The sequence below is a fragment of the Nonomuraea sp. NPDC049649 genome (assembly GCF_040675175.1).
In the GTDB taxonomy this organism is placed as follows: Bacteria; Actinomycetota; Actinomycetes; order Streptosporangiales; family Streptosporangiaceae; genus Nonomuraea.
On sequence record NZ_JBFAOH010000005.1, the window covers coordinates 148,453 to 171,796 of the forward strand.

At 70.4% G+C, this 23,344-nt stretch carries 18 protein-coding genes and 1 tRNA gene; 8 read left to right on the top strand and 11 right to left on the bottom strand.

Features of this window, described 5'->3' with window-relative positions; genetic code table 11:
- Positions 1 to 6 precede the first annotated feature (6 nt).
- On the bottom strand, positions 7 to 426 hold the full coding sequence (locus AB0J42_RS09555) for a pyridoxamine 5'-phosphate oxidase family protein (protein WP_364290772.1): 420 nt from the start codon (positions 424 to 426) through the stop codon (positions 7 to 9).
- 512 nt (positions 427 to 938) lie between these two features.
- Positions 939 to 1,012: transfer RNA gene (locus AB0J42_RS09560), tRNA-Leu, on the bottom strand.
- A 15-nt stretch (positions 1,013 to 1,027) separates the two neighbouring features.
- On the opposite strand from AB0J42_RS09560, the gene AB0J42_RS09565 reads away from it, so the two are divergent.
- Entirely contained in the window at positions 1,028 to 1,666 is a 639-nt protein-coding gene (locus tag AB0J42_RS09565) for a response regulator (protein ID WP_364290774.1), read from the top strand.
- A gap of 4 nt (positions 1,667 to 1,670) precedes the next feature.
- On the opposite strand, the gene AB0J42_RS09570 is transcribed toward AB0J42_RS09565, so the two are convergent.
- Positions 1,671 to 2,492 carry a hypothetical protein gene (locus AB0J42_RS09570; protein ID WP_364290776.1) on the bottom strand — a complete coding sequence of 274 codons (822 nt, stop codon included), beginning with the start codon at positions 2,490 to 2,492 and terminating at the stop codon, positions 1,671 to 1,673.
- Between the two features lie 188 nt (positions 2,493 to 2,680).
- Between AB0J42_RS09570 and AB0J42_RS09575 the strand changes: the two genes are divergently transcribed.
- The gene (locus tag AB0J42_RS09575) at positions 2,681 to 3,976 is read left to right on the top strand and encodes an ABC transporter substrate-binding protein (protein ID WP_364290778.1); all 1,296 of its coding nucleotides are present in this window, start codon (positions 2,681 to 2,683) and stop codon (positions 3,974 to 3,976) included.
- Between the two features lie 255 nt (positions 3,977 to 4,231).
- On the opposite strand, the gene AB0J42_RS09580 is transcribed toward AB0J42_RS09575, so the two are convergent.
- The 5 genes from AB0J42_RS09580 to AB0J42_RS09600 form a co-directional block, all read right to left on the bottom strand.
- Complete coding sequence (locus AB0J42_RS09580) at positions 4,232 to 5,065, bottom strand: ABC transporter ATP-binding protein (RefSeq protein ID WP_364290780.1); 834 nt, start codon at positions 5,063 to 5,065, stop codon at positions 4,232 to 4,234.
- Positions 5,062 to 5,994, bottom strand: coding sequence for an ABC transporter ATP-binding protein (locus AB0J42_RS09585; protein WP_364290782.1), 933 nt, complete (start codon positions 5,992 to 5,994; stop codon positions 5,062 to 5,064). The genes AB0J42_RS09580 and AB0J42_RS09585 overlap by 4 nt, the downstream gene beginning before the upstream one ends.
- On the bottom strand, positions 5,984 to 6,970 hold the full coding sequence (locus AB0J42_RS09590; RefSeq protein ID WP_364290784.1) for a branched-chain amino acid ABC transporter permease: 987 nt from the start codon (positions 6,968 to 6,970) through the stop codon (positions 5,984 to 5,986). Before AB0J42_RS09590 ends, AB0J42_RS09585 begins: the two co-directional genes overlap by 11 nt.
- 10 nt (positions 6,971 to 6,980) lie before the next feature.
- Entirely contained in the window at positions 6,981 to 8,270 is a 1,290-nt protein-coding gene (locus AB0J42_RS09595) for a branched-chain amino acid ABC transporter permease (RefSeq protein WP_364290786.1), read from the bottom strand.
- Between the two features lie 407 nt (positions 8,271 to 8,677).
- Positions 8,678 to 9,058 carry a hotdog fold thioesterase gene (locus tag AB0J42_RS09600; RefSeq protein WP_364291118.1) on the bottom strand — a complete coding sequence of 127 codons (381 nt, stop codon included), beginning with the start codon at positions 9,056 to 9,058 and terminating at the stop codon, positions 8,678 to 8,680.
- A 107-nt stretch (positions 9,059 to 9,165) separates the two neighbouring features.
- Here AB0J42_RS09600 and polA point away from each other — a divergent pair, with 107 nt between their 5' ends.
- The 5 genes from polA to coaE all read left to right on the top strand — a co-directional run bounded on the left by polA (position 9,166) and on the right by coaE (position 16,106).
- Positions 9,166 to 11,856 (top strand): DNA polymerase I, encoded by a 2,691-nt coding sequence (gene polA, locus AB0J42_RS09605; protein WP_364290788.1) that lies wholly within the window; start codon positions 9,166 to 9,168, stop codon positions 11,854 to 11,856.
- A 197-nt stretch (positions 11,857 to 12,053) separates the two neighbouring features.
- Entirely contained in the window at positions 12,054 to 13,148 is a 1,095-nt protein-coding gene (locus AB0J42_RS09610) for a polysaccharide deacetylase family protein (RefSeq protein ID WP_364290790.1), read from the top strand.
- Between the two features lie 197 nt (positions 13,149 to 13,345).
- The gene (gene rpsA / locus AB0J42_RS09615; protein ID WP_364290792.1) at positions 13,346 to 14,815 is read left to right on the top strand and encodes a 30S ribosomal protein S1; all 1,470 of its coding nucleotides are present in this window, start codon (positions 13,346 to 13,348) and stop codon (positions 14,813 to 14,815) included.
- Positions 14,816 to 14,938: 123 nt separating this feature from the next.
- On the top strand, positions 14,939 to 15,385 hold the full coding sequence (locus AB0J42_RS09620) for a GNAT family N-acetyltransferase (protein ID WP_364290794.1): 447 nt from the start codon (positions 14,939 to 14,941) through the stop codon (positions 15,383 to 15,385).
- Between the two features lie 118 nt (positions 15,386 to 15,503).
- A complete protein-coding gene (gene coaE / locus AB0J42_RS09625; protein WP_364290796.1) occupies positions 15,504 to 16,106 on the top strand; it encodes a dephospho-CoA kinase in 603 nt (200 codons plus the stop codon).
- A 38-nt stretch (positions 16,107 to 16,144) separates the two neighbouring features.
- On the opposite strand, the gene AB0J42_RS09630 is transcribed toward coaE, so the two are convergent.
- Complete coding sequence (locus AB0J42_RS09630) at positions 16,145 to 21,718, bottom strand: TIR domain-containing protein (RefSeq protein WP_364290798.1); 5,574 nt, start codon at positions 21,716 to 21,718, stop codon at positions 16,145 to 16,147.
- A 58-nt stretch (positions 21,719 to 21,776) separates the two neighbouring features.
- On the opposite strand from AB0J42_RS09630, the gene AB0J42_RS09635 reads away from it, so the two are divergent.
- Positions 21,777 to 22,949 (top strand): SLC13 family permease, encoded by a 1,173-nt coding sequence (locus AB0J42_RS09635; RefSeq protein ID WP_364290800.1) that lies wholly within the window; start codon positions 21,777 to 21,779, stop codon positions 22,947 to 22,949.
- 24 nt (positions 22,950 to 22,973) lie between these two features.
- Here the strand turns inward: AB0J42_RS09635 and AB0J42_RS09640 are convergent, their stop codons facing one another.
- Positions 22,974 to 23,117 carry a hypothetical protein gene (locus tag AB0J42_RS09640; protein WP_364290802.1) on the bottom strand — a complete coding sequence of 48 codons (144 nt, stop codon included), beginning with the start codon at positions 23,115 to 23,117 and terminating at the stop codon, positions 22,974 to 22,976.
- Complete coding sequence (locus AB0J42_RS09645) at positions 23,114 to 23,344, bottom strand: hypothetical protein (protein WP_364290804.1); 231 nt, start codon at positions 23,342 to 23,344, stop codon at positions 23,114 to 23,116. The genes AB0J42_RS09640 and AB0J42_RS09645 overlap by 4 nt, the downstream gene beginning before the upstream one ends.

Here is a 23,344-nt window from a genome sequence, read left to right on the forward strand (position 1 = left end):
GCCTCGTCAGATGGCCCCCAGGTCGGCGGAGAGCCAGCGCTCGGGCCGCATCCGGAAGGTCACCAGCGCTCCCAGGTCGGATCCCTCCACATATCCCGGCACCGCTTCGATCGGCAGATAGCGCGAGGCGATCCTGGTGAGGTGTTCGAGCGTCGTCGGCCCCGACCACACGACCGGCCCCTCGACCGACACGTACCGATAAGTCGGGCTGGTCCTCTGGACCAGCAGCGAGAACCGGCCCGCCTTGGCGACCAGCGCGGCCTTCCGGGAATCCCGCCCGGTCAGGAACTCGACGGCGCCGCCCGGCTCGTAGTCGTACCAGACCGGCACGCTCAGCGGCGCCCGATCCGGCCCCGCGTCCACCGCCACACTGGCCACATGCGGCTCGGCCAGGAACTTGGCCCGCTCCTGCACGCTCAACCCCACGGCACCCACCTCCGAAAAGGTTCATTACCGATCTTCGCCGACCTATGCCTGGTGTGCTTGGCGGGCTCGTCCTATAGCTGGGGTGCTTGGCAGGCCCGGCTTATGCCTGGGGTGCCTGCCGGGCTCGGCCTATGCCTGGGATGGTCAGCGGCTGACTGGGGTGCTCAGCGCTCCGCCATTGTGGTCTCGCCTCTCTGTGTCCGGCACCACCGGCATGCTGAACCGCGGCAGCGTGACCTGACCGGCCGCGCAGACAAATGCCTGTCGGCGTCGGGCCCGGCCAGAAGGCCCTGCACGCTTGGTGGCTGAGTCGTGTGGCGCCTGCCTCAGCCCCGAAGGTGTCACGGGCGCTGGATGGCGCGTCACACGGGTTCATCTGCCGACGGCGGGTCATGGGCGCCGGTGACCGGGTGGCGGGTGTCTGCGGCGGGGGCACGGGCACCGACGGCGGGGTGGCGGACGCCGGCCCCTCCGGACAGCGGGTTCAGCTGTGGCGGGGCCGGGCAGAAGAGTGCCCCGAGTGGGATTCGAACCCACACTGAATGGATTTTGAATCCATTGACTCTGCCGATTGGTCTATCGGGGCGGCAGCGCCGGGTTGATGGGTGATGCCCGGCGTGGATCTAATCTACCGGACATCGGTACTCTTCTGCTCGTGAGTACGCAGCGGCGAGTGGTGATCGCGGAAGACGAGGCTCTCATCCGTCTCGATCTCAAGGAAATGCTCCAGGAGGACGGCTACGTCGTCGTCGGGGAGGCCGGTGACGGGGAGCAGGCGATTCAGCTGGCCACCGAGCTGCGGCCCGAGCTCGTCATCCTGGATGTCAAGATGCCGGTGCTCGACGGCATCTCCGCCGCCGAGCGCATCGTGGCCGACCGGATCGCGCCGTGCCTCATCCTGACCGCCTTCTCCCAGCGCGACCTGGTGGAGCGGGCCAGGGACGCGGGGGCGATGGCCTATCTGGTCAAGCCGTTCACCAAGGCCGACCTGGTGCCCGCGATCGAGATGGCGGTGAGCCGTCACGAGGAGATGGTGGCGCTGGCCGCCGAGGTGTCGGGGCTGACGGAGCGGCTGGAGACGCGGAAGCTGGTCGAGCGGGCCAAGGGCCGGCTGATGACCGACCACGGGTGGACCGAGCCGCAGGCGTTCCGCTGGATCCAGAAGGCGTCGATGGACCGGCGGCTGAGCATGCGCGAGGTCGCCCAGATCGTCCTGGACGACGCCGCCGAACGCGGCTGATCGTTCAGAGGCCGCACACGTCGAGGGCGTAGCGGGTCAGGCGGTGCTGGACGTCCCCGGGCGGGGTGACGGTGACGACGTGCTGCTCGCCGCCGTCGACGCTCACCCGTACGGGGAACAGGAACGCCTTCTTGGCTTCGGCGAAGGCGTGCGGGTCGCAGCGGCCGGGGGTGATCTCGACGGCGGCCCGGGCGCTGCCGGCGGCGGCGTCGAGCACGATGAGCGGGTCTCCGCCGGTGGCGGGGGCGGCGATGTAGTGGCTGGTCCGGTCGATGCCGTGCACGGTGACGGTGCCGCGGCCGCGGCGGGTCAGGGTGAGGGTGGCGCGCATGGCGTCGCCGGCGCGTGTCCACTCGGGGCCGAAGGCGATGTGGGCCGCCTGCCTGACCGCGTGCTCGGCGCACTCCTCGCGCAGCAGCCGGGCCAGGAGGGGGTCGGGGTGCGGGATCTCGAAGACGACCTTGCGCAGCGGCTCCTCGCCGACCCGCAGGCGGGCGACGACGGTGGCGGGCCGGACTTCGGGGGGACCGAAGGATGGACAGTCAGCTTTCCCGAAATGTAGCGGAATGTCCGTTCTTTTCGTTTTTTGGAGCGTGACGTCGGCCTTCTCCGGGGCGAGGGTGGCGAACGACGGCGTCACCAACTGAACGTCCGCGAAGTACACCGGAGCGTCCGCGGAAATCCGCACCGCCAGCTGGATCCGGCGCGCGGCCTCGTCCGACCGCCACTGCGCCAGCGAGACCGAAACGCCTGGCGGGGGAGCGGTGTCATGCCCGCAACCTGCGACGAGGGCGAGCAGCAGCGACAGGGCCGCGAAGCGTCTCACGTCACGGAGGCTAAACGCGCGCCGCGCGCCGCGTAAGTTGAGGACTGATTACGACTCCGCATCCAAGTGCCGACAGTTGCCCCACCGCCCTGGCGTCACCATGCAGGCATTTTGTACGTTTCCACCATTCGATCGGGAACGCTCGGCGGTGCTGACGGATCCCGGCCTGGAATGAAGGAGATTACTTCATGGTCCGCATTGCTCCCGTGGGACGGGTGCTGGCTGTCGTGGCTGCCACCAGCCTTGCCCTGACAGCTTGCGGTGGTGGCAGCGACACCGCCTCGGAAGCCACACCGTCTTCGGCCGCACCATCCTCCGCGGCCCCCGCGGCTCAGGGCGACGGCACCCTGACGATCGGTACGCTCCTGCCGCAGACGGGAGCGCTGGCGTTCCTCGGCCCGCCCGAGTTCGCGGGCGTCGACCTCGCGATCAAGGAGATCAACGAGGCGGGCGGTGTCCTCGGCAAGGAAGTCGCCGTGATCCACACCGACTCCGGCCACACCGACACCAACATCGCCTCCCAGTCGGTCGACAGCCTGCTGGCGCAGAAGGCCGACGCCATCATCGGCGCCGCCTCCTCGGCGGTGTCGGAGACCGTGATCGACAAGATCACCGGTGCGGGCGTCGTCATGTTCTCCCCGGCGAACACCTCCGACAAGTTCACCACCATCAACGACCAGGGCCTGTACTTCCGTACCGCGCCGCCGGACCAGCTGCAGGGCCGCGTCCTCGGTGACCTGATCGTCGCCGACGGCAACGCCACGGTCGCCATCATGGCCATGCAGGACTCGTACGGCACTGGCCTGGCCGACCAGGTCGAGAAGACCGTCACCGACGGCGGCGCCGAGGTGGTCGCCCGGGTCGACTACGACCCGAAGGCCGCCGACTTCGCCGCGGACATCGCCAAGATCAAGGCCGCGAACCCCTCGGGCATCGTGCTCATCGGCTTCGAGGAGACCCTGAAGGTCGTCAACGAGCTGGTGAAGCAGGACCTGCCGGCGAGCAAGCACAAGTGGTACATGGTCGACGGCAACATGTCCAACGAGAACTACATCGGCACCCCCAAGGGCACGATGAAGGGCGTCAAGGGAACCTTCCCCGGCGCCGCGGCTCCGGACGACTTCAAGAAGAAGCTCCTCGAGGTGAACAAGGACCTCAAGGACTTCACCTACGCGCCTGAGTCGTACGACGCCGCCAACCTCATCGCGCTGGCCGCCGAGGCCGCCAAGAGCGACGCGGGCAAGGACATCGCTGCCAAGCTGGCCGAGGTCAGCAAGGGCGGCGAGAAGTGCAACAGCTTCCCGACCTGTGTCGAGCTGCTCAAGGCCGGCAAGGACATCGACTACGACGGCGTGAGCGGTCCGGTCGAGTTCAACGACGCCGGTGACCCGGCCGTCGCCACCATCGGCATCTACGAGTTCGGTGAGGACAACACCTACCCCACCGAGGCGCTGGAGTACCGCACCGGCGACATCCAGGGCTGATCGCTCTCCCTCGATGAGCCCAAGGGCCCCGGTCCCCTCCCCCCTGAGGACCGGGGCCCTTTCATGTGCGCGTTTCGTGCGTACGAAAAAGCGAGATTCTCGTACGTACGAAAAGAGCAGGAGAGGCGACCGGGACCGCGGCTCGCGTACAGAACGACAGGAACTCGTACGTGCGAGACAGCAGGAATCTTCAGGGGCCGGAACGCGGAGAAGGGGCCCCGGGTGGGAGCCCCTTCTCCGTTCTCGCTTGCCCGGCTATGCCTTGGCGAGGGTTCCGAGGTACAGCTCGATGACCTTGGGGTCGTTGGCGAGCTGGCGGCCGGTGCCGGTGTAGGCGTTGCGGCCCTGGTCGAGCACGTAGCCGCGGTGGCAGATCTGCAGGCAGCGCCGGGCGTTCTGCTCCACCATGATGATGGTGACGCCGGCCTTGTTGATCTGCTGGGCCTGGATGAACACCAGGTCCTGCAGCTTGGGCGACAGGCCCGCCGACGGCTCGTCCAGCAGCAGCACCGACGGCTCGGTCATGAGCGCCCTGGCCATCGCCACCATCTGCCGCTCGCCGCCGGACAGGGAGCCGGCGCGCTGCTTGCGCCGCTCCTTGAGGGCCGGGAACAGCTCGCAGACGAACTCGAAGCGTTCCTTGAACTTGGCGGGCGCCTGGAAGGCGCCCATTTCGAGGTTCTCCTCGATGGTCAGGCTCGGGAACACGTTGTTGGTCTGCGGGACGTACCCGACGCCGCGGGCGACCAGCTGGTGAGCCTTCATGTTGGTGATGTCCTCACCCTTGAGCTTCACCGTGCCGCTGCGGATGTTGACCAGCCCGAACATGGCCTTGAGCAGGGTCGACTTGCCGGCGCCGTTGGGGCCGATGATGCCGATCAGCTCGCCGTCGCCGACGTACAGGTCGGAGCCGTTGAGGATGTTGACCCCGGGCAGGTAGCCGGCGATCAGCTCGTCGCAGCGGAGCACGGCGTTCTCGGCGCCCTGGAGGTGGGCGCTGCGGTCCCTGACGGCCGCCTTCGAGTCAGACGCAGTCTCAGACGCGGTCTCGGGCGCGGATTCAGGTGTGGACTCGGGGACGTCGTTCACTTGGTCTCCTCCTGGATCTCGGCCTCGAGCGCCTCCTCGGCCTCATGGAGCTGCTCCTCCAGCTCGGTCTCCGTGAGCGGCGCGTCGTGGTGGGCGCCCAGGTAGGCGTCGACGACCCGCTCGTCGGACATGATCGTCTCCGGCGGGCCCTCGGCGATGACGGCGCCCTGTGCCATGACGACGACCCAGTCGCTGATGTCGCGGACCATGTCCATGTCGTGCTCGACGAACAGCACGGTCATGCCCTGCTCGCGCAGGTCCTTGACGTGCCCCAGCAGCGACTGGGTGAGGGCCGGGTTGACGCCGGCCATCGGCTCGTCGAGCATCACCAGTTCGGGCTTGACCATGAGGGCGCGGGCCATCTCCAGCAGCTTGCGCTGGCCGCCCGAGAGCGAGCCGGCGAAGTCCTCGCGCTTGGCGTCGAGCTTGAACCGGGTCAGCAGCTCGTCGGCGCGGGCGGTGATCTCGTCCTCCTGGGAGCGCCACAGGAAGGGCAGCATGGCCTGCCAGAAGCTCTCGCCCGACTGGCCCTGCGCCCCGAGCCGCATGTTCTCCAGCACGGTGAGCCGCGACAGCGCCTTGGTGAGCTGGAAGGTGCGGACCATGCCGGCGCGGGCGACCTTGTGCGCCGGCACGCCGTTCATCTTGCGCCCGTTGAACGTCCACTGGCCGGAGTCGGCGGTGTCGAAACCGGTCAGCTGGTTGAAGAAGGTGGTCTTGCCCGCGCCGTTCGGGCCGATGAGCGCGGTGATGGAGCCGCGCTGGAACTCGACGTGCTTGACGTCGACGGCGGTCAGGCCGCCGAAGCGGCGCACGACGTCGTCGACCACGAGGATCGGGTCGGGCTTGGCCACGCCCGGCTCGCGGGGAAGGTCCTTGAACGCGGCGAGCGCGGCGGCCTTGCGGTCGGTGGTGGGCTCAGCGTGCATTGATGGCCAGCTCCCTCTTGTCCCCGAAGATGCCTTGCGGGCGGTAGACGAGCAGGAGGATCAGCCCCAGTCCGACCAGCAGGAAGCGGAACGGGCCGACCTGCGTGATCTCCATGAAGGGGATGAAACCGGAGCGCACCGCGCCGCTGAGGAGGCCGTTGACGAGTACCAGCAGCACCCAGAAGATCGACGCGCCGACCACCGGGCCGAACACGCGGGCGGCGCCGCCCAGGATGACGATCGTGTACGCGAAGAACGTGGTCTCGGTGCCGAAGATGTCGGGCTGCACGGACCCGTTGGCGAGCCCGTAGATGAAGCCGCCGAGGCAGCCGAGCACGCCACCGAGGATGAGCGACTGCATCTTGTAGGAGAACACGTTCTTGCCGAGGCTGCGCACGGCGTCCTCGTCCTCGCGGATGGCCCGCAGCACGCGGCCCCACGGGCTCTTCATCAGCAGGTAGACGATCGCGCAGGCGACGGCGATCATGATCCAGCCGACGGTGAGCACCCACATCTCGCGCTCGTTGAAGCTCATCGGCCAGATCCCGTAGTTGCCCTGCGGGTAGGGGTTCAGCTCGTAGAAGCCCTGTGAGAAGCCGCGCTGGCCGTCGGAGCCGCCGAAGACGTCCTTGAACTCCACGGAGCGGAAGATGAGCCTGACGATCTCGGACGCGGCGATGGTCACGATGGCCAGATAGTCGGCGCGCAGCCGCAGCGTGGGGATGCCCAGGACGAGGGCGAGCAGGACGGCGGCGAGCAGGCCGACCGCGATGCCGATCCAGAACGGCAGCCCGATCACGGTGACGGTGACCGCCAGGCCGTAGCCGGCGACCGCCAGGAAGGCCGACTGGCCGAAGTTGAGCAGGCCGGTGTAGCCGAAGTGGATGTTGATGCCGATCGCGGCGAGCGCGTACCACACCGTCTCGACGCCGACGGCGGACTTGAGGGTGGTGGAGAGGATGATGTCCCAGTTCATGTTTCCCCCGTCAGCCGATCCGCTCTCGGCGGCCGAGGATGCCCTGCGGCCGGAAGAGGAGCACGAGGATGAGCACGCCCAGCGCGCCGACGTTCTTGAGCTCCGGTGGCACCCACAGCGTCGAGACCTGGATGAACAGGCCGACGATGATCGATCCGACGAGCGCGCCGAAGGCGGTGCCGAGTCCGCCGAGCGTGACGCCGGCGAAGATGAGCAGCAGGACCTCCTGGCCCATCGTGAACTTCAGGTTCTGCGACAGGCCGAGCATGATGCCCGCCAGCGCGGCGATGGCGCCGCCGCCGGTCCAGATGATGCGGATGATCCGGTCCACGTTGATGCCGGACGAGGCGGCCAGCGCCGGGTTGTCGGCGACCGCCCGGGCGGCCTTGCCGGTACGGGTGCGCAGCAAGGCGATGCCGACCACGATGAGCACGCTGATCTCGATGGCCATCGAGATGAGGTTCTTCGGGGTGGCGAAGATGGGGCCGATCTGGATGCCCGCCTGGGCGTTGTACTGGGCGTACGACTCGGTCTCGCCGCCGAACAGGATGAGGAACAGGTACCGCATGAACAGCGCCACGCCGATCGAGATGATCATCGCGGCGATGATGCCGGTGCCGCGCTTGCGGAGCTGCCCCCAGAAGAACCGGTCCTGCGCGTACCCGAGCCCGCCCGCGAGGATGACCGCGATGACGGCGGCCGGGATGATGTGCAGGCCGAAGGGGACGTTGATGAGATAGGCGAGCAGGGCTCCCAGGGTGACCAGCTCACCGTGGGCGAAGTTGGTCAGCCCGGTGGTGCCGTAGACGAGCGACAGGCCGAGCGCCGCCAGGGCGATGATCAGCCCCAGGTTGAACCCTTCGAAGGTGAGCTGCGCGGCGCGTTGCCAGAACGCGCTGCTGCCGCCTCCTTCGGGGGGTGCGGCCGTGCCGTCCTCGGCCTTGGTCGTCAGGGCGAACAGGACGGTGGTGGGGTTGCCCGCGTACACCGTCGGGGTCCGCTCGTTGTTGTCTCCTCTGACGGCCACGTCCGGCGGGAGCGTGGAGGTGTCCAGGGTGACCTTGTACTTGCCTGGTTCGTCGATCGGCACTTCCCACGTGCCTTGAGCGCTACTGGTGACCTCTTGAACGGGTTGTCCGTTCTCGGTGGTCACCACGATCTTGACGCCGTTCACAGGCTGGCCTTGGAATGTGAGTGTTCCCTTCAGGCTCTGTTCCGGTTCGGCCGCGAGGGCCGGAGCGGCGAGCAGCAGGATGAGTCCACCCAGGAAGGCCGTGAACGCGATCACGGCTCTGCGCAATGGTGCTCCCTCAGATAGGTCAAGGCGGGGTTGTGCCCCTCCATCTCGACACGCGGGCATCGCAGGCACAACTGGGATGCTGTGGCGGGAGCTTATTTCGCATACGCCCGGTTAAGTAATCTTTGTCACCATTTAGTGACACGTGCGTGTCACTCATGTGAGCAAACAAGCAGCAGGTCAGGGGCTAAATGAGGGGATGCACCTGGCAACCGATGGTCACGGACAGGTAACGACCGAAAAAGGGGAAGGAAAGAGCCCGCGGGGGCCTTTGGGGCCATGCAAGGCTTCCCCGGCCTCACCTGTTATCTACTCGGCCTCCCCGCGGGCTCCGACCCGACAACGGTAGCGACCCGTGGGGGGCATGCGCAAAGGGCCGGGCAAAGTCACCCGAGGTACTTACAAGGTGCTTACGCGTCGCGCAGCATGCAGGTGAGGCGCGAGGTGCACACCCGCCGCCCCTCGTCGTCGGTGATCTCGATGTCGTAGCTGGCCAGCGTCCTGCCGCCGTGCAGGCGGGTGGCCACGCCCGTGACGTACCCCGACGTCGCCGAGCGGTGGTGGGTGGCGTTGATCTCCACGCCGACCGCGATCCTGCCGGGCCCGGCGTGCAGCGCCGCTCCCGTCGAGCCGATCGTCTCGGCGAGCACCACCGAGGCGCCGCCGTGCAGCAGCCCGTACGGCTGCGTGTTGCCCTCCACCGGCATCCGGGCCACGACCCGCTCCGGCGTCGCCTCGACGAACTCGATGCCCATCCGCTCGGGCAGCGCGCCGATGTTGGCCTGGATCAGGTCGAGGAGGGCCGCGGCGTCGGCCGAGGGGTCGATCTGCGTCAAGGTGACGCCTCCACTCTTTCCAGCTCGGGTTTTCTGTCGCAGACGCAGACTAGGCTGCGTGTGTGCCGAAGAGTGAAGTGACCCCCAGCCGCCCGCGCCTGCTGCTGCTCGACGGGCATTCCCTGGCCTACCGCGCCTTCTACGCGCTCAAGGACGCCAACCTCATGACCACCGACGGTCAGCACACCGAGGCGGTCTACGGGTTCACGTCCATGCTGACCAACATTCTGCGCGACGAGCAGCCGACGCACATCGCGGTGGCCTTCGACCGCTCCGAGCCGACGTTCCGGCACGAGGAGTACGCCGCCTACAAGGCCAACAGGGCCGAGACGCCCGAGGACTTCCGCGGCCAGATGCAGCTCATCTACGAGCTGCTCGACGTCCTGCACATCCCCCGGCTGTCCAAGGCGGGCTTCGAGGCCGACGACCTCATCGCCACCCTGGCCACCCGCGCCTCGGCAGAGGGCATGGACGTGCTCATCGTCACCGGCGACCGCGACGCGCTGCAGCTCGTCGACGACGACGTCACCGTGCTCATGACCCGGCGCGGCATCAGCGACATGACCCGCTTCACCCCCGAGGCGGTGCAGGAGAAGTACGGCCTGAGCCCGCGCCAGTACCCCGACTTCGCCGCCCTGCGCGGCGACCCCAGCGACAACCTCGCCAGCATCCCCGGCGTCGGCGAGAAGACCGCCGCCAAGTGGGTGCGCGAGTACGGCTCGCTCACCGAGCTGGTCGACCGGGTCGACGAGGTCAGGGGCAAGGTCGGCGACCGGCTGCGCGAGCACGTCGCCCAGGTGCTGATGAACCGCAGGCTCACCGAGCTGATGCGCGACGTGCCCATCGAGGCCGAGCCCGCCGAGCTGCGCCAGGGCGCGTGGGTCCGCGAGGAGCTCGAGAAGCTCTTCGACACCCTGCAGATCCGCGGCGAGCTGCGCGAGCGCGTCTTCAAGACCCTCGGCAGCGGCGAGCAGGAGCCCGAGCAGGGCTTCGAGGTCGAGACCGTGATCCTCGGCCCCGACCAGGTGGCCGGCTGGCTTTCCGTGATGCCCGAGGGCCGCGCGGGCCTGGCCTTCCGGGGCTCCTACGGCAGCGGCACCGGCCGCGTCGACGCCATCGCGGTGGCCTCGCCCGACGGCACCGCCGCCCACCTCGACCCGGCCAAGCTGACCGAGGCCGACGAGGCGGCGCTGCGCGCCTGGCTGGCCGACGAGTCCAGGCCCAAGGCCGCCCACGACGTCAAGGGCCCGCTCCTGGCCCTCTGGGCGCAGGGCCTCGACCTGCGCGGCCTCACCTGCGACACCGCGCTGGCGGCCTACCTGGCGATGCCGGGCCAGCGCACGTTCGCCCTCGAAGACCTGGCCCGGCGCTACCTCCACCGCGAGCTGCGGGCCGAGGAGGAGCCCAACGGCCAGGCCGCGCTGTTCGGCGACGACGAGGACGCCCCCGCCAAGGACCTGGCCCTCCGCGCCCACGTGGTGCGCGAGCTGGCCGAGGCGCTGGAGGCCTTCCTGTCCGGCCGCGGCGGCACGCACCTGCTCACCGACGTCGAGCTGCCGCTGCTGACCGTGCTGGCCGAGATGGAGCGGGCAGGCATCGCCGTCGACCGTGACTACTTCACCTCCCTGGAGGCCGAGTTCGGCGCGGCGGTCAAGCAGGCCGTCGAGGAGGCCCACCGGGTCGTCGGTGAGCAGTTCAACCTCGGCTCGCCCAAGCAGCTGCAGGAGATCCTGTTCAACCGGCTCGGCCTGCCCAAGACCAAGAAGATCAAGACGGGCTACAGCACCGACGCCGACCAGCTCGCCTGGCTGGCCACCCAGACCGACCACGAGCTGCCGGTCATCATGCTGCGCCACCGCGACCAGACCAAGCTCCGCACCACCGTCGAGGGCCTGATCAAGGAGATCGCCGACGACGGCCGCATCCACACCACGTTCAACCAGATCATCGCCGCCACCGGGCGGCTGTCGTCCGAGAAGCCCAACCTGCAGAACATCCCGATCCGCACCACCGAGGGCCGCCGCATCCGGCAGGGCTTCGTCGTGGGCGAGGGCTACGAGACGCTGCTCACTGCCGACTACAGCCAGATCGAGCTGCGCATCATGGCCCACCTGTCGGCCGACGAGTCGCTGATCGCCGCCTTCGAGTCGGGCCACGACTTCCACAAGGCGACCGCGGCCCGGGTCTTCGACCTGCCGCCCGAGCAGATCGACGGCGAGCTGCGGGCGCGGATCAAGGCGATGAACTACGGGCTGGCCTACGGGCTCTCCGACTTCGGGCTCTCCGGGCAGCTCAACATCCCGGTCGCCGAGGCCCGCGCGCTCAAGGAGGAGTACTTCCAGGAGTTCGGCGGCGTGCGCGACTTCCTCCAGGAGATCGTCCAGCAGGCGCGGGCCAACGGCTACACCGAGACCATGATGGGCCGCCGCCGCTACCTGCCCGACCTGACCAGCGACAACCGCCAGCGCCGGGAGATGGCCGAGCGGATGGCGCTCAACGCACCCATCCAGGGGTCGGCGGCCGACATCATCAAGGTCGCCATGCTCAACGTGCGGCAGGCGCTGCGCGAGGAGGGGCTGGCCTCGCGGATGCTGCTCCAGGTCCACGACGAGCTGGTGTTCGAGGTCGCGCCCGGCGAACTGGAGGCGCTCCGGCAGCTCGTCACCGACCAGATGAACGCCGCCTACCACCTGCGGGTGCCGCTGGAGGTGTCGGTCGGGGTGGGCCGCACGTGGGAGGACGCGGGTCACTGACCTCGGTTCCGGGTGGTGTTCGGGTGAACGCCGCCGGTTACCCGCGGGTGTCGTTGGGGGCAGGCCGTACGGGGGAGGCAGTGAGTCACTGACCTCCGCCCTGTTTCGGGGGGTTCCTGGGCACTGGTGGTGTTCGAGGGACTGGGGTGGTTCTGCACTACTCTGTGGGTTTGTCCCATGAGTTGCACGGGAGTGTTGTGCGGTCCACATCTACCCTCGCGCGGATCATCGGCATCGCGAACGTCCTGGTCGTGGTGGTGGCGGTGGTCGGGCTCTTAGTGATCCCGGGAGAGCCCGAGGCGCCCCGGAGGCCTGCCGCCTCGGCTCCGCCCGCCACCCCGGAGCCGACCGCCACCGAGCCCGCGCGGCCGCCCGGGATCGTCGCCACCCCCGAGTCCGCCCGCGAGGTCAAGGCCAACGAGCTCGGCAAGATCCCGGTCCTCATGTACCACCGGATCGTGAAGAAGCGCCGGGCCTCCATCGATCGCACCCCCGGCCAGTTCCGCAAGGAGCTGGAGAAGCTGGCCCGGCAGGGGTACGTGCCGATCAGCGCCCGGGAGTTCGCCACCGGCGACATCCCGGTGCCGCCCGGCAAGTTCCCCGTCGTGCTGACCTTCGACGACGGGCACCCCAGCCACTTCGGCCTGGACGCCCAGGGCAACGTCAAGCCCGACACCGCGGTGGCGATCATCCTGGAGACCGCGGCCAAGTACCCGGACTTCCGGCCCGTCGCCACGTTCTGGATCAACCACACGCCGTTCGGGCTCCAGACGGAGGCGGAGCAGGCCGCCGCGGTGCGCTGGCTGACCGCCAACGGGTTCGAGGTGGCCAACCACACCTGGGGGCACCCCAACCTGAGGGCGCTGCCCGCCAAGTCCGTCCGCGAGCACATCGCGAGGCTGGAGCGCCTGCTCGTCCGGCTCGGCGCCGGCCCGGCCAAGACGATGGCGCTGCCGTACGGGTCCATGCCCCGCCAGAAGAAGACCGCCCGCAAGGGGGAGTGGAAGGGCACCCGGTACGACTTCGACGGGGTCTTCCTGGCCGGCGCGGAGCCGTCGGTTTCGCCGTACGCGAAAAAATTCGACCGCGGCGCGATCCAGCGGATCCAGAGCAACGACAAGAAGGGGGAATGCCGGAAATGGTGCTCCCAGTACTGGCTGGAGTGGCTCAACAAGAACCCCGGCGAGCGCTACGTATCCGACGGCGACCCGAGGCGGATCTCCATCCCCTCGCGGCTTAGGGGTAAGATCGGATCGAAACGAGGCCTGAAGGTCAACGCCTACCAGCCGTGACGGATGTGCCGGCCGGATTGACCTCGGCGCGTTGGTCTCATATGCTGATCGCTGCGCTGTGGGCCCGCGCGCGCCTCAGACGGAGCGGGCTCGCGCTCGGTCACGTCGATGTCGTAATTCCTCGGCTTGATGCGGAAGAGGGCCTGCCGCGCGTCCGCCACATCGACATCCTGTCCGCGTTCGGAGCAATTCCACACATGACGTCCAGCACTGAGGCCACCTCGAGCACCCCGCAGGTAGCGGTCAACGACATCGGGTCCGAGGAAGCCTTCCTCGCCGCGATCGACGAGACCATCAAGTACTTCAACGACGGCGACATCGTCGAGGGCACCGTCGTCAAGGTCGATCGAGACGAGGTCCTTCTCGATATCGGCTACAAGACCGAGGGTGTCATCCCCTCGCGTGAGCTTTCGATCAAGCACGATGTCGACCCCGCTGACGTCGTGGAAGTCGGCGAACACGTCGAAGCCCTCGTCCTCCAGAAGGAGGACAAGGAGGGCCGTCTGATCCTGTCCAAGAAGCGCGCCCAGTACGAGCGCGCCTGGGGCACGATCGAGAAGATCAAGGACGAGGACGGCATCGTCACCGGCACCGTCATCGAGGTCGTCAAGGGCGGCCTCATCCTCGACATCGGCCTGCGGGGCTTCCTGCCGGCCTCCCTGGTCGAGATGCGCCGGGTCCGCGATCTCCAGCCGTACGTCGGCCGCGAGCTCGAAGCCAAGATCATCGAGCTCGACAAGAACCGCAACAACGTGGTCCTGTCCCGCCGTGCCTGGCTGGAGCAGACGCAGTCGGAGGTCCGCCAGACCTTCCTCAACACCCTCCAGAAGGGCCAGGTCCGCAAGGGCGTCGTGTCCTCGATCGTCAACTTCGGCGCCTTCGTCGATCTCGGCGGCGTCGACGGTCTGGTCCACGTGTCCGAGCTGTCCTGGAAGCACATCGACCACCCGTCCGAGGTCGTCGAGGTGGGCCAGGAGGTCACGGTCGAGGTCCTCGACGTCGACATGGAGCGCGAGCGCGTCTCCCTGTCGCTCAAGGCGACCCAGGAAGACCCGTGGCAGCAGTTCGCCCGCACCCACCAGATCGGCCAGGTCGTGCCGGGCCGCGTCACCAAGCTGGTGCCGTTCGGCGCGTTCGTCCGGGTCGAGGAGGGCATCGAGGGCCTGGTCCACATCTCCGAGCTGGCCGAGCGCCACGTGGAGATCCCGGAGCAGGTCGTCCAGGTCGGCGACGAGATCTTCGTGAAGATCATCGACATCGACCTCGACCGCCGTCGCATCAGCCTCTCGCTGAAGCAGGCCAACGAGGGCGTGGGCGCCGACGTCGAGTTCGACCCGACGCTCTACGGCATGGCGGCCACCTACGACGAGCAGGGCAACTACATCTACCCCGAGGGCTTCGACCCGGAGACCGGGGAGTGGCTCGAGGGCTTCGACAAGCAGCGTGAGGAGTGGGAGCGGCAGTACGCCGAGGCCCAGGCGCGCTACGAGGCCCACCGCAAGCAGATCGAGGAGGCCCGCAAGGCCGAGGCGGAGGCCGGCGAGGCGGCTCCCACCTCCTACGGCGAGTCGCAGCAGCAGGGCCAGTCGGCCCCGGCCGGCGGCGCCCTCGCCTCCGACGAGGCCCTGGCGGCCCTCCGCGAGAAGCTCGCGGGCGGCCAGAGCTAAAACGGGCTCCAGCACGTCCGTAAGGCCCCGCACGGCACCGTGCGGGGCCTTACGCATGCTTCACCCCCGTTCGCCCTCCGAAGGCCGGTCACGGCGGCTGGGGGCGCGTGTAGGGTGCTCGGCGTGGAGATCCAGCGGGCCCTGGCGGACGACGCCGGCGAGATCCTGACCCTGCAGCGGGCGGCGTACGTGGCCGAGGCCCAGCTCTACGGCGACCCGTTCATCCCGCCGCTGGTGGAGTCCGTCCAGCAGGTCCGCAAGGCCATCGAGACCGGCGTCACGCTCAAGGCGGTCGAGGACGGCCGGATCGTCGGCTCGGTGCGCGGCACCCTGTCCGGCGCCACCTGCCTGGTGGGCCGCCTCGTCGTGGCGCCCGACCGGCAGGGGCGGGGGGTCGGCACCGCCCTGCTGACGGCGCTGCACGAGCAGGTCCCGGAGGCGGCGGCGTTCGACCTGTCCACCGGCCACCTGTCGGAGGGCAACCTGCGCCTCTGCCGCCGCCTGGGCTACCGCGAGACCCGGCGCGAGCGCATGGACGACCACCTCACCCTCGTCCACCTCCGCCGCTGACCGCCGACCATCCCCGCGTGCTCGCCCTCTATGGAGGCCGTCCTGACTGACCGTTGGCCGCCCCCGTGTGCTCGCCCTCTGATGGAGGTCCCACTGACCCCCGGGTAGGCTGCGGGCTGTGCTGAAGATTGGGCTCACCGGCGGCATCGGTTCGGGCAAGAGCGAGGTGGCCAAGCGCCTGTCGGCCAGGGGCGCCGTGGTCATCGACGCCGACAAGATCGCCCGCGAGGTCGTCGAACCGGGCACCCCCGGCCTGGCCCGCGTCCAGGCGACCTTCGGCGAGGAGGTGATCCGCCCCGACGGCTCCCTCGACCGGGAGAAGCTCGGCGCGATCGTCTTCGCCGACCAGGAGCAGCTGGCCAAGCTCAACGCGATCGTCCACCCCCTGGTGGGGGAGCGGGTCGCGCAGCTGCAGAGCGAGGCGCCCGGCGACGCGATCGTGGTCTACGACGTGCCGCTGCTGGCCGAGAACAACCTCGCCCCCATGTACGACGTCGTCATCGTGGTCGACGCGGCCGACGAGGTGCGCATCGCCCGGCTGGCCGAGCACCGCGGCATGGCCGAGCCCGACGCCAAGGCCCGCATCGCCGCCCAGGCGAGCCGCGAGGAGCGGCTGGCCGTGGCCGACCTCGTGATCCCCAACGAGGGGTCGCTGGACGACCTCGACGCCCGTGTCGAGGAGGTCTGGGCCGAGCTGCTGAAGCGCGCGGCCCACGGCTAGATGTACTGACCACAGAGGTTAGATACAGGACAACACGGCTAGAAGGGCTCGTCCAGCGGCACCTGCCGCACCCCCGGCAGGTAGGCGTCCAGCTCGCCCAGCTCGAACCGCGCCATGCCGACCACGTGCCAGAACTGCCCCGCCGGGTCGCCCTGCACCTTGTAGCGCCCGTCCGGGGCGAGCGCCGCCCACCCCTCGGGCAGCCCGAGCAGCGTCACCAGCCGCTTGCCGCCCTCCCACAGGATGACGACCCCGTCGTCTCCGGCCGTGGCCAGCAGGTCCTCCACGGGGCTGTAGGCGACCGACCAGACCCGCCGCGAGTGCCCGTCGAGCCGGTGCAGCGGCCGCCCCGACTCCGCGTCCCACACGCGCACGGTCAGGTCGTCGCCGCCGGTCGCCACCCGCTCGCCGGTCGCGTCGAAGGCGACGCTCCACAGCCGGCCCGCCCCGCCGGTGAGGGTGTGTCTCAGCACGGGGTGCCACGGCTGGCCCGGCCGCAGCTCCCAGAGCAGCGCCCGCCCGTCGTTGCCCGCGCTGGCCAGCAGTCGGCCCGAGGGCGCGAACGCCACCGCGTACACCCGGTCGGTGTGCCCGTCGAGGGTGGCCACCCGGCCGCCGGACTCCACGTGCCAGATCCGTACCCGCCGGTCGTCGCAGCCGGTCGCGACGTAGCGGCCGTCGGGGCTGAAGGCGATGGAGCGGACCCGGCCGCGGTGGTCGGCCAGGTTGGCCACCAGCCGGCCCGTGGAGCGCCACCAGATCCGCACGCTGTCGTCGTCGTTGGCGGTCGCCAGCATGGTGCCGTCGGGGCTGAACGCCTCCGCCCACACGTGGTCGGTCTCGGTGTTGAGCTCGCGCTCGTACTCTCCGGTGGTGACGTTCCAGAAGTGCACGCCGCCGTCGTTGCTGGCGGCGGCGAGCAGCGGTGCGGCGGGGGAGAACAGCGCGGAGACGAGCCGGTCGGACGAGCCGGTGAACTCGCGCAGTTTCCGCCCGGTGCGCGGCTCCCAGACGCGGACCACGCCGTCGTTGCCGCTGGTCGCCAGCATCGTGCCGTCGGCGCTGAACCGTGCGTAGGTGATGCGCCTGCCGTGGCCGCGCAGCACCCGCTGGCACTGGCCCGACTCCGGGTCCCACAGCCGGACCGTGCCGTCGTTGCTGCTGGTGGCGAGCTGCCCGCCGTCGGGCCGCCACGCGAACGGCCACACCGAGCTGCGGTGGCCGGTCAGCTCGGTGCGGTGCGTGCCGCCCACCGGCTGCAGCCGCACCACGCCGTCGGAGTCGCCGGTGGCCAGCGTCCGCCCGTCGGGTGAGAACGCCACCTGGTAGACGGCCGCCGCGTGGGTGGTGTGCAGGCCGCGGAACTCGCCGGACGTCTCCCACAGCCGCACGTCGCCCGAGGTGTCGCCGGTGGCCACCAGCGAGCCGTCAGGGGAGAACGTGACGCAGTAGATGCTGCCGCGGTGGCCGGTGAACGCGTGCCGCGGCTCCCACCCGCGGGTGTCCCAGAGCCGCAGCGTGCCCGCCTCGTCGCCGGTCGCCAGCAGGCCGCCGCCGGGGGCGTGCACCGCCCGGTAGACCGCGCCGCGGTGCCCGTCGAGCGTGGTGACGATCTCCCCGCTCGCCAGGTCCCAAACCCGGACGACGCCGGCCGCGTCGCCCGTCACCAGCGCCTGCCCGCCGAAGGAGGCGGTGTAGATCGGCGCCCGGTGCCCGGCCAGCTCGTGCACCGGCTCGCCGGTCGCGGTGTGCCAGACCCGGACCACGCCGTCGCCGCCGCCCGCCGCCAGCAGCTCGCCCGACGGGCTGAACCGTACCGGCCAGGCGCCGTCGGGGTGGCCGGGCAGCGTGCGCAGCCGCGCGCCGGTCAGCGCGTCCCACAGCACCACGGTGCCGTCGCTCGCGCCGCTCGCCAGCAGGTCTCCGGCGAAGGTGACCGCGTACACCCGCCCGGCGTGCCCCTGCAGCGTGCGCACCGGCAGCCCGCCCGCGCACAGCAGCAGTCCGCCGTCCTCGTTGCCGATCGCGATCGTCGCGCCGTCGGGGCTGTAGGCGATCGGCTCGGGCAGCCGGCTGGTCTGGAAGTGGAAGCCGTACGGGACGCCGATCTCGGACGGCGCCAGCTGGGTCTCGACCGGCTGGCCGGGCACCACGGCGGCGCCGGGCAGGTGCGGCAGCGTGCCGCGCACGTCGATCAGCGCGGCCCGGTGCCAGCGGGCACCGGAGGCGGCGGCGTCGCTCAGGTCGGCCCTGGCCAGCCGCGCGCCCGACAGGTCGGCGCCGGTGAGGTCGGCCCCGGCGAGCACCGCGCCGTCCAGCCGGGCGCCGGTCAGGCGGGCGTCGCGCAGCACCGCGCGGGACAGGTTCGCGCCGACCAGGGTGGCCTCGGTCAGGTCGGCCCCGGTCAGGTCCACCTCGCGCAGGTCGCGGGCCGACAGGTCCTCGCCCTTGAGGTTGGCGCCGCGCAGGTCGGCCCGGGCCGGGGTGCGCAGCCGGGCCGCGATCTTGACGGCGTTGGCGCGTGCCACGTCGCCCTCGGGCGGGTCGGCCACCCACGCGCGCAGCGCCCGCACGTCCGCCAGGTCGCACAGGAACTCCACGGTCAGCGACGACAGCGGCCGCCGCGACAGCGCCACCGGCGCGTCCATCGTCGCCGCCACGTGCCGGGCGATCAGCCACTCCATCACCGAGGCGTGGATGAACCCGAACATGCCCTCCTCGGTGCGGACCATGAGGCTGCCCGACCCCATCGTGTACGCGGTGTGCGCGGGGGAGAGCTGGCCGCCCGCCAGATCGGCCAGCGTCCCGGCGATCTCGGTCAGCTCGTCGACGCCGAGCAGCGACTCGCCGGTCTCCCACAGCCGCAGCGCCAGCGCCGTCACCACCTGCCACAGCTCGTCCTTGGTCAGCGGCGCCGCCGAGCCGGGCACCCCGGCCCGGCGTTCCTCGAAGGCCAGCCACGTCTCCAGGATCTGCTCGTACAGCAGCGCGGGGCTGATCGTGTGGCGGGCGTCGGCGACCGTGCGCAGCCGGTCGGCGTCCAGGTCGGCGATGAAGCTCAGCATGCGCGGGTTCCTGGCCAGCGCCAGCAGGTCCTCGAGGCCCTCCATCAGCGACATGCGGGCGGCGGCCTCGTCCCCGGCGGCGAACCGGTTGGCCAGGTAGGAGCGGATCTGGTCGCGGGTGAAGTTCTCCACGCCGAGCACCCGCCGCTGCGGCAGCACGCCGACCATCTCGCCGAGCGAGGTCAGCACCTGGCTGTGCGACTTGAAGTGCTGCGTACGGCTGGCGACCACGATCTTCGCCTTGTCCTCCGCCGCGGCCAGCAGGGTCGCCAGGTGGTCGGCGGCCCGGTCGTAGGTGAGCCGGGTGACCAGCTCGTCGAACCCGTCGAACAGCAGCACGATCCGCCCCTGGCGCAGCAGGTAGCGGAAGGCCTTCAGGTCGATGAGCTCCTCGCCGTGGTTGGCCAGGTGGGCGGCCACCAGCCCGTCGACCGAGTGGGCCTTGTCCAGGGCGCGCAGCTCGATGAAGATCGGCGTCAGGTGGGGCAGCTCGGCCGGGATGCGCCGGGCCAGCTCGCGCAGCGCGAACGTCTTGCCGTGGCCGAAGTCGCCGAGCAGCAGCAGGAACCGGCCGTGGTCGGCGGAGAGCAGCCGCATCAGCTCGTCGGTCAGCCCGTCCTGGACCCGGCCGCCCGGCCGGTCCAGCTCCCGGTAGCGCTGCGGCACGTACAGCTCGGGCGGGTAGCGGCGGTCGGCGGCCAGCCGGGCCGTCTGCTCGGCCACGTAGCCGGACAGGTCGAGCAGCCCCTGGAACTCGGTGAAGCTGCGCAGCCGGACGCCGCGCCGCATCAGGTCCTCGCGCAGGCCGCGCGGAGGGGGAGGCCCCTGGTAGACCAGCTCGGCCGCCAGCTCGGTGGCGTGCGCCTGCCGCACGAAGGCCGCCGCGTCCTCCGCCGTCACCTCGCCGACGTGCGCGCCGATGAGCGTCTGGCGGACGAACCCGTCCTCGGGATGGGTGACCACCAAGTGGTCGCGGAGCCGCCGGATCCTGGCCCGCTCGTGCCTGGCCTCGCACACCTCGGTGATCCGGTCGAGCAGCAGGTCCACGGGGCTCGGCGGGCGCGCGCCGGGGCCGCCGCCGTCGGTCTCGGAGGGCGGCGCGGCCTCCGGCTCGCCGGAGAAGGTGGCGCGGGCGGCCCGCCAGACGCGCGCGGCCCGCTCCGGCTCGCCGCTCTCGGGCAGCCACGTCCGCGTCCCTCGGGCGGTGATCTCCACGACCTGGTGGCGGCCGGAGCGCGGCGCCGCGACGGCGGGCCCGTCGCCCGCCGCGCCGCCGTGGAAGAGCAGGTTGAGCCGGTGCGCCAGCAGCCGGTCGTAGGCGGCCGCGTCGTGCAGCGCGGCGGGCGGGTGGCCCAGCACGCCCAGCCGCAGCCAGGCCCGCTCCTCGTACGGGCGCAGCCGCTCGGCGAACCAGGCCGCCTGCGCCTCGCCCAGCATCGGGTACGCGTCGCGCTCCAGATGGCTCATGGCCATGGTCGAGTTGAGCCCGGCCACCACCACCTTCAGGTCCGGCACCTCGAACAGCGTCCACGGCTGCCCGCCGTCGAACACCCGGTCGTCCAGCCCCTGGTAGACCTCCTCGAACAGGCCGGCGAAGTGGCGCCACTTCGGCCAGTACGGGGGCTGCGGGCTCACGTCGTCGGCCTCGCAGGTCATGAAGTAGGCGGCGGCCGCGGCCTTGGTCACGTCACGCGGGCCCGGCACGACCACTAACCGGTGCGGCTCCAGCCCGACCAGCAGCCGCAGGTCGGTGACGAACCGGGTGGCCTGCCCGAACTGGCCGAGGCTGCCCGACTCCGTCAGGTCGCCGCCGACCACCATCAGGTCGGGCCGCGGCATGCCCCGGTCGTACATGGCGGTCAGGTCGGCCCAGATGCGCGCCTGCATGTCCTCGGGCGTGAACGGCTCGCCGGGGTCGGGCAGCGCCCGGCCGAAGCGCGGCCCGCCGATGTGGAGCACGGTGACGGACTCGCGGGCCGGGCGGGGGCCGGTGGCCGGGGGGAACGCCGGCGGCGAGACCGGGGTGCGGCGCGCCCGCGACCGCTCGCCGGGCGGCGGCAGCGAGGGCAGCGGACCGGCCGCCGGGACCGAGGCGGGGAACGCGGGCGCGGCCTCCGGCTTGGCCCGGCCCGCCAGCGCCTCGCGGACGCGGCCCAGCAGCAGCGCCCTGGCCTGCCCCGGGTCGGTGACGCCCAGCAGGTCGACCCAGGTGATCGTGGACAGCAGCCCCTCCAACCGGACGTCCTCCAGCCGGATCGTGACCAGCCTGCTGGACGGGTTGTCGGGGTCGGCCCGCAGCGCCGCCTGCCACTCCATCCGCCCATAGCGGGAGCCGAGGTAGTTGCGCGACAGCACGGCCACGACGAGCTGGGCCTCGCTGACGCCGCGGTCCATGAAGTCGATGAAGTTGGTGCCGGGCACGAAGTCCCACGCCTGGATCATCGTGCGGTAGCCGGCCGCCTCCAGCTCCCAGGCGATCCAGGTCGCCCAGGCCGTGTCGGCGGGGGAGTAGCTGACGAAGATCTGGGTCGGCCTGCCGTCACGCATCTCTCCAGTATCCCGTGCGGCGTCGGGCTTTCGCAGCCCATGTGCGATCATCGTGCTCGTGCTGCGTCAACTCGGCGTGCTCGACTGGATCAGGATCGGGCTGCTGGTGCTCGGCCTGCTCTTCGTGGCGACCGGGCTGCTCCCGCTCGCCGACGCCGCGGAGAGCCTGGCGGAGATCGGGCCGCTGCTGGTGTTCCTGGTCGGCATCATCGTGCTCGCCGAGCTGACCAAGGAGGCCCAGGTCTTCGACGCGATCGCGGCCAGGATGGCGGTGCTCGGCCGCGGCAACTATTTCGCGCTCTTCCTGCTCTGTACGGGTTTTGCGTCGTTTATCACGATATTTCTGAATCTGGACACGACGGCGGTCCTCCTCACCCCCGTGATGCTCGCCCTGGCCGCCCGGGCAGGCATCGCCGCCCTGCCCCTGGCCATGACCACCATCTGGTTCGCCAACACCGCCAGCCTGCTGCTGCCCGTGTCCAACCTGACGAACCTGCTCGCGATGGGCGAGATCGGGCTGTCACCCGTCGAGTTCGCCGCCCGCATGTGGGCGCCGCAGCTCGTCTCGATCCTGGTGACGATGGCGTTCCTGTGGGTGTTCTTCTGGCGCCGCGGCGAGCGCCGCGACCTGCGCTACACCCCGCCGGAGCTGCGGCCCGTCGGCGACCGCGTGCTGTTCGGCGCCGCCTCGGCCGCCTGCGTGCTGTTCATCGGGGCCCTGCTGGCCCGCGTGGAGGTGGGCGTCGCCGCCTGCGCGGCGGCGCTGATCGTGGTGGCCGCCTTCGCCGTACGGGACCGCACCCGGCTCAGCCTGAACCTGGTCCCGTGGCAGCTGCTGATCTTCGTGACCGGGCTGTTCCTGGTCGTGCCCACGCTCAGCCGCTACGGGCTGGCCGACCTGATGAACTGGCTGCTCGGCACCGATCGCGACCCGTACCGGACCGCCGCCGTCGGCGCGGGCCTGTCCAACGTCATCAACAACCTGCCCGCGTACAAAGCCGTGGAGGAGGTCGTGCCCGCGGGCGACCGCGGGCAGCTGCTCGCCCTGCTCGTCGGCACCAACGTGGGGCCGGTGATCACGCCGTGGGCGTCGCTGGCCACCCTGCTCTGGTTCGAGTCGTGCCGCCGTCACGGCGTGCGGGTGCCGATGCGCCGCTTCCTGCTCACCGGGGCGGGCCTGGCCGTCGTCGGTCTGGTCACCACCACCTGGGCGCTGGTGACCTTCGGATAGCCCGCCGAGGAGGCGGGCACCCGCTCACATGGTGCGGCGGACCTTCAGCACCCGGGGCTGGCGGCGGCGCTTACGGCGCTCGTCCTCCTCCGGGACCTCCTCAGACGGCCGCGGCCCCACCACGGCAGCGAACCACGGATGCGCCCACTCCTTGCGCTCGCCGGTCATGCGGGCACCGCCTGCTCTTCCCGGCCGGTATCCGGGACCGCCAGGGTGTTCATCAGAATCTCGGAGGGCTGCGCGGCAAGGGCGGAGAGCACCCGCACCGGCTCGCATACGGTCACATCGGTCAGCATGGTGATCTCTCCTTTCCCTGCGGTGCCGCTTCCAAGCACCTTCTGTATAGACGTCATCAGTAGGTGGAAGTCATAGCCGGAAACCACTTGCAATTTCAA

What these genes read in the sequence shown, in the direction of transcription:
- AB0J42_RS09565 (WP_364290774.1), top strand. Translation starts at nt 1,028, where the DNA reads ATGGGTGATGCCCGGCGTGGATCTAATCTACCGGACATCGGTACTCTT.
- AB0J42_RS09575 (WP_364290778.1), top strand. Translation starts at nt 2,681, where the DNA reads ATGGTCCGCATTGCTCCCGTGGGACGGGTGCTGGCTGTCGTGGCTGCC.
- AB0J42_RS09585 (WP_364290782.1), bottom strand. Translation starts at nt 5,994, where the DNA reads ATGCACGCTGAGCCCACCACCGACCGCAAGGCCGCCGCGCTCGCCGCG.
- AB0J42_RS09590 (WP_364290784.1), bottom strand. Translation starts at nt 6,970, where the DNA reads ATGAACTGGGACATCATCCTCTCCACCACCCTCAAGTCCGCCGTCGGC.
- rpsA (WP_364290792.1), top strand. Translation starts at nt 13,346, where the DNA reads ATGACGTCCAGCACTGAGGCCACCTCGAGCACCCCGCAGGTAGCGGTC.
- AB0J42_RS09630 (WP_364290798.1), bottom strand. Translation starts at nt 21,718, where the DNA reads ATGCGTGACGGCAGGCCGACCCAGATCTTCGTCAGCTACTCCCCCGCC.
- AB0J42_RS09640 (WP_364290802.1), bottom strand. Translation starts at nt 23,117, where the DNA reads ATGACCGGCGAGCGCAAGGAGTGGGCGCATCCGTGGTTCGCTGCCGTG.